We start from the raw sequence: 4,409 nt of genomic DNA, 5'->3' as shown, positions 1-4,409 counted from the left end.
TCCAAAGCCCCAGCCGCTCGGCCGTACGTGATCGACGACTCCACGGCGATCACCTCCAAAGCCCCAGCCGCGAGGCCGACGCACACTCGCTGCGCTCCTTAGTCGTTCGCTTCGCTCACTCCTTGCGGTGCTTGCGTCGTCTGCGTCGGCCTCGCGACTGCCCCTTTGAGTCCCACCGCACAGCACCGCACCTCACGCCTCCCCAGCCTCGGTCGGTGGCGGCCGCGGAACCGCACCGCATCGCGGCCGCCACCGACCTCCCTCGCGCGACGCTGTTCGCGCCCTTCGGGCGCTCACAGGCGCACGCCACCGCACATCACTTATATATGATCGTCCGATCGACGTCCCGTGCGGTCCGGTACCGTCCCGCCGGCGGGGGAGGTCAAAGCTTACTTACACGCACGCCGCCGTAGTTCGGGTAATGAGTAGCGACGCCCAGGAGGCGAGCGACGACCGGCGGAAGTACGAGTTCCGCAAGGTCATCGAGGAGCTCCGCGACTTCGAGGGCTCCGGCACGCAGCTCGTCACCATCTACATCCCCGAGGATCGGCAGATCTCCGACGTGGTCGCCCACGTCACCCAGGAACACAGCGAGGCGTCGAACATCAAGTCCAAGCAGACCCGGACGGCCGTCCAGGACGCGCTCACCTCGATCAAGGACCGCCTCCGCTACTACGACACCTTCCCGCCCGAGAACGGGATGGTGATCTTCTCCGGCGCCATCGATTCCGGCGGCGGTCAGACCGACATGGTCACCCGGACGCTGGAGTCGCCGCCCCAGCCCGTCGAGTCGTTCCGATACCACTGCGACTCCGAGTTCCTCACCGAGCCGCTCGAACACATGCTGGAGGACTCCGGGCTGTTCGGGCTCATCGTCCTGGACCGACGCGAGGCCAACGTCGGCTGGCTGAAGGGCAAGCGGATCGAGCCCGTCAAGTCCGCCTCCTCGCTCGTCCCCGGCAAACAGCGGAAGGGGGGGCAGTCAGCCCAGCGGTTCGCCCGCCTCCGGCTCGAGGCGATCGACAACTTCTACCAGGAGGTCGCGGGGATGGCCAACGACCTGTTCGTCGACAAGCGCCACGAGCTCGACGGCATCCTCGTCGGCGGTCCCTCCCCGACGAAAGACGAGTTCCTCGACGGCGACTACCTCCACCACGAGCTCCAGGACAAGGTGCTCGGCAAGTTCGACGTGGCCTACACCGACGAGTCCGGGCTGAAAGACCTCGTCGACAACGCCAGCGAGGCGCTCGCCGACCAGGAGATCGTCGAGGACAAACGTCACATGGAGGAGTTCTTCGAGAAGCTCAACACCGGCGAGGAGGCGACCTACGGGTTCGAGCAGACCCGCCGGAACCTGATCATGGGCTCGGTCGACCGGCTGCTCATCTCCGAGGACCTCCGCTCCGACGTCGTCGTCTACGAGTGCCCGAACGGCCACGAGGAGTACGAGGTGATCGACTCGCGACACTCCACCCCCTCACACGAGTGTTCGGAGTGCGGCGAGGCGGCAGACGTCGACGAGCGCGACGACGTGATCGAACACCTGATGAACATCGCCGAGCAGCGCGGGACGGACACGAAGTTCATCTCGACGGACTTCGAGAAGGGCGAGCAGCTGATGGACGCGTTCGGCGGCATCGCGGGCATCCTGCGGTACTCGACCGGCGTGTAGAGTCACTCCGGCGAGCGCCGGATCGGCCTCAGTCCGAGTCGACGGGCGCGGCCGCGATCTCCAGACACGCGCAGGCGTCCGTCTCGGGGTCGAAACAGTCCGGACACTCCGGCTGTCGGTCGATGATCGTGTCCAGCCGGTCGGCGACGGTGTCGTCGATGACGGCCTCCAACTCGCGGGCCTCCTCGCGGAACTCCTCGACGCCGAGCACGTTCGCGAGGAACCGCTCGATGATACAGTACGTCTGGAGCGCGTCCCGCGCCCGGACGATCCCGTCGTCGGTGAGCCGGACCCCCTTGTACTTCTCGTGCTCGGCGAGCCCGCGCCCCTCCAGCTTGCCGATCATCTCGTTCGCGCTCGCGGGGCTCACGTCCAGGGCGTCGGCTATCGACCCCGTCGAGGCCGGCCCGTCCTCCTGTTTCTGTACGACGTATATCGTCTTGAGGTACTGGTCTGCGGTGTTCACGGGTCTCCTCCGTCGGGGATCGTCGTCGGTTCGATACGCCGATTCATCGTCGCTCCATGACCTCCGTGACCTCGCTGACGCCCGCCGCCTCCTCCTCGCGGATCGTTCGCAGCGTCTCCAAGAGGACCGCCCGGTCGATCGAGAACTCGGCGTTGGACGCCTCGATCGCGTCGATGAGGTCGTCGTAGAACTTGTAGGCGGTCTCCTCGTTACACAGCTGGTCGTACAGGATCCCGTCGAAGTCCTCGGGCTTGGTTCGCCCGTAGCGGGCGTCGACGAGCGATTCGATCTCGTCGAACGGAACGCTGTCGACGCCGAGTCCCTCGATGAGCGACTCCAGCCGTTCGCGGTGGTCGGCGGACTCCTCGGCGGCGTCCGCGAGCAGCGCCTCGATCTCTTCGTCGAGCTCGGCGTCCAGGCTCTGATAGTGGTGGTGCGACCGCGCCTCGACCACCTCCTCCAACACGATCCCGATCTGCAGCAGCCGAGCGAGCTGGTCGTCCGAGGTGATCCGCTGGCTCACGCTCACGGCGACCACCCGTCACCGCTCGATACGCCCGTTCGCATACACTCGTCTTCGGGTGCAGGCTGACTTAAGATGTTCCCCTTCAGCCGGGGGTCGTCGTCGGGAAACAGAAAAACCGCCGTCGCCGCCTCGAACAGCCGCCGAGCGCCGCCACCTACTGGAGGCGCTCGAAGACGAGCTCCTCGACGTCGTCGCGGAACTCGTCGACCGCGATCTCCTCTAACACGGGCACGAAGAAGCCCTCGACGAGCATGTTCCGCGCCGTACGGGAGTCGATCGTGCGGCTCTCCAGGTAGAACAGGTCCTCGGCGTCGACCTGTCCGACCGTCGCGGAGTGGGAGGCCTCGGTGTCGTGGTTGTGGATGATCAGCTTCGGCGACGCGTCGGCCTCGGCGTCGTCCGACAGCATCAGCGTGTTCTCGCGCTGGTAGCTGGACGTGTTCCACGCGTCCTCGCCGACGTCCTGGACGCCCTCGTAGACGGAGCGGGCAACGTCGTCGAGCACGCCGCGCGTGACGAGGTCGGCCGTCGTGTGCTCGGCGCGGTGCCAGACGCGGGCGTTGATGTCGAAGTGCTGGTCGTCGGTGCCGAAGAACGTCCCGACGATCTGACTCTCGGAGCCGTCGCCCTCGAGCTCGGTCTCGACGTCGGAGCGGGTGAGCTTCGAGCCGAAGTTGCTCTCGATCCAGTCGATCGTCGCGTACGTGTCGGTCACGCCGCGCTTCAGCGAGTAGGTGTACGAGTCGTCGTCGAGGTTCTGCAGCGAGCCGAACTGGACGGTCGAGTTCTCGCCCGCGACGATCTCGACGAGGTTCGAGAAGTAGCGGTCGCCGTCGACCCCGCCTTCACCGGACTCGATCGACTCGAGGATCGTCACCGACGACGACTCCTCGGCGACGACGAGCGTCTGGCTGAACAGCGAGCGGGAGTTCATCTCCGCGCGCACCGTCACGTCCTCCACGTCGACGCCCTCGGGGACGTAGACGAACGTGCCGGTCGTGAAGAGCGCGACCGACAGCGCCGTGAGGTAGTTGTGTTCTGGGTCGAGCACCGAGCCGAAGTTCGCCTCGATGACGTCGCCGTACTCGTCGAACGCCTCGGTGAACGGGAGGACGACGACCTCGTCGTCGCCGGCGGCCCGCTCCGTGGCGTCGGACTGGTTCAGCGGGTCGACGAGCGCCTCGAAGTCGAGCGCCTCCAGGTCGGTCCAGCGGCGTCCGGGCGTCTGGATGACGTCCGGCAGCTCCGCCGTCTCCAGCGCCGAGAGCGCGTTCAGACGGGTCTCGAGGAGCCACTCGGGCTCGTCGCGTTCGTCGGCGATGCGTCGTACCGTGTCCTCCGAGAGGCTCTCGATTGCTTTCGTGCTCATGTTATCCGAGCGAACCCTCCATCTCCAGCTCGACGAGCCGGTTCAGCTCGACGGCGTACTCGATCGGCAGCTCCTCCGTGATGGGCTCGATGAAGCCCGAGACGATCATCTGCTTCGCGTCGTCGTCGTCGAGGCCGCGCGACTGCAGGTAGAAGATGTCCTCGTCGCCGATCTTCCCGACGGTCGCCTCGTGGGCGACGTCGACCTTCGACTCGTTGATCTCCATGTACGGCATCGTGTCCGACGTCGACTGGTTGTCGAACATCAGCGCGTCGCACTCGACCGCCGTCGAGGAGTTCTCGGCGCCGTCCGCGATGTGGACGAGCCCGCGGTAGTTCGTGCGGCCGCCGTCCTTCGCGATCGACTTCGACTCGAC

5 protein-coding genes are annotated in these 4,409 nt (G+C 66.3%); 1 reads left to right on the top strand and 4 read right to left on the bottom strand.

Annotated elements, in window-relative coordinates; all coding sequences use genetic code 11:
- Positions 1-421: 421 nt before the first annotated feature.
- On the top strand, positions 422-1,672 hold the full coding sequence (prf1, locus tag U4E84_RS16270) for a peptide chain release factor aRF-1 (RefSeq protein ID WP_322533162.1): 1,251 nt from the start codon (positions 422-424) through the stop codon (positions 1,670-1,672).
- Positions 1,673-1,700: 28 nt separating this feature from the next.
- Here prf1 and U4E84_RS16265 read toward each other — a convergent pair whose 3' ends face one another.
- From U4E84_RS16265 to U4E84_RS16250, 4 genes are all read right to left on the bottom strand, one after another.
- Complete coding sequence (locus U4E84_RS16265) at positions 1,701-2,138, bottom strand: metal-dependent transcriptional regulator (protein ID WP_322533161.1); 438 nt, start codon at positions 2,136-2,138, stop codon at positions 1,701-1,703.
- 43 nt (positions 2,139-2,181) lie between these two features.
- Positions 2,182-2,667: a ferritin-like domain-containing protein gene (locus U4E84_RS16260; protein WP_322533160.1), complete on the bottom strand. Its 486-nt coding sequence runs from the start codon at positions 2,665-2,667 to the stop codon at positions 2,182-2,184.
- 151 nt (positions 2,668-2,818) lie between these two features.
- On the bottom strand, positions 2,819-4,033 hold the full coding sequence (sufD, locus tag U4E84_RS16255) for a Fe-S cluster assembly protein SufD (protein WP_322533159.1): 1,215 nt from the start codon (positions 4,031-4,033) through the stop codon (positions 2,819-2,821).
- 1 nt (position 4,034) lies between these two features.
- Positions 4,035-4,409, bottom strand: a 375-nt coding sequence (locus tag U4E84_RS16250) for a SufD family Fe-S cluster assembly protein (protein WP_322533158.1), incomplete at its 5' end; no start/stop codon positions are given.

Source organism: Halorubrum sp. AD140, from assembly GCF_034497445.1.
Taxonomy (GTDB): Archaea; Halobacteriota; Halobacteria; order Halobacteriales; family Haloferacaceae; genus Halorubrum.
The sequence above is the reverse complement of the archived record's forward strand: the minus strand, read 5'-3'. Positions and strand labels throughout refer to the sequence as shown.

What these genes read in the sequence shown, in the direction of transcription:
- prf1 (WP_322533162.1), top strand. Translation starts at nt 422, where the DNA reads ATGAGTAGCGACGCCCAGGAGGCGAGCGACGACCGGCGGAAGTACGAG.
- sufD (WP_322533159.1), bottom strand. Translation starts at nt 4,033, where the DNA reads ATGAGCACGAAAGCAATCGAGAGCCTCTCGGAGGACACGGTACGACGC.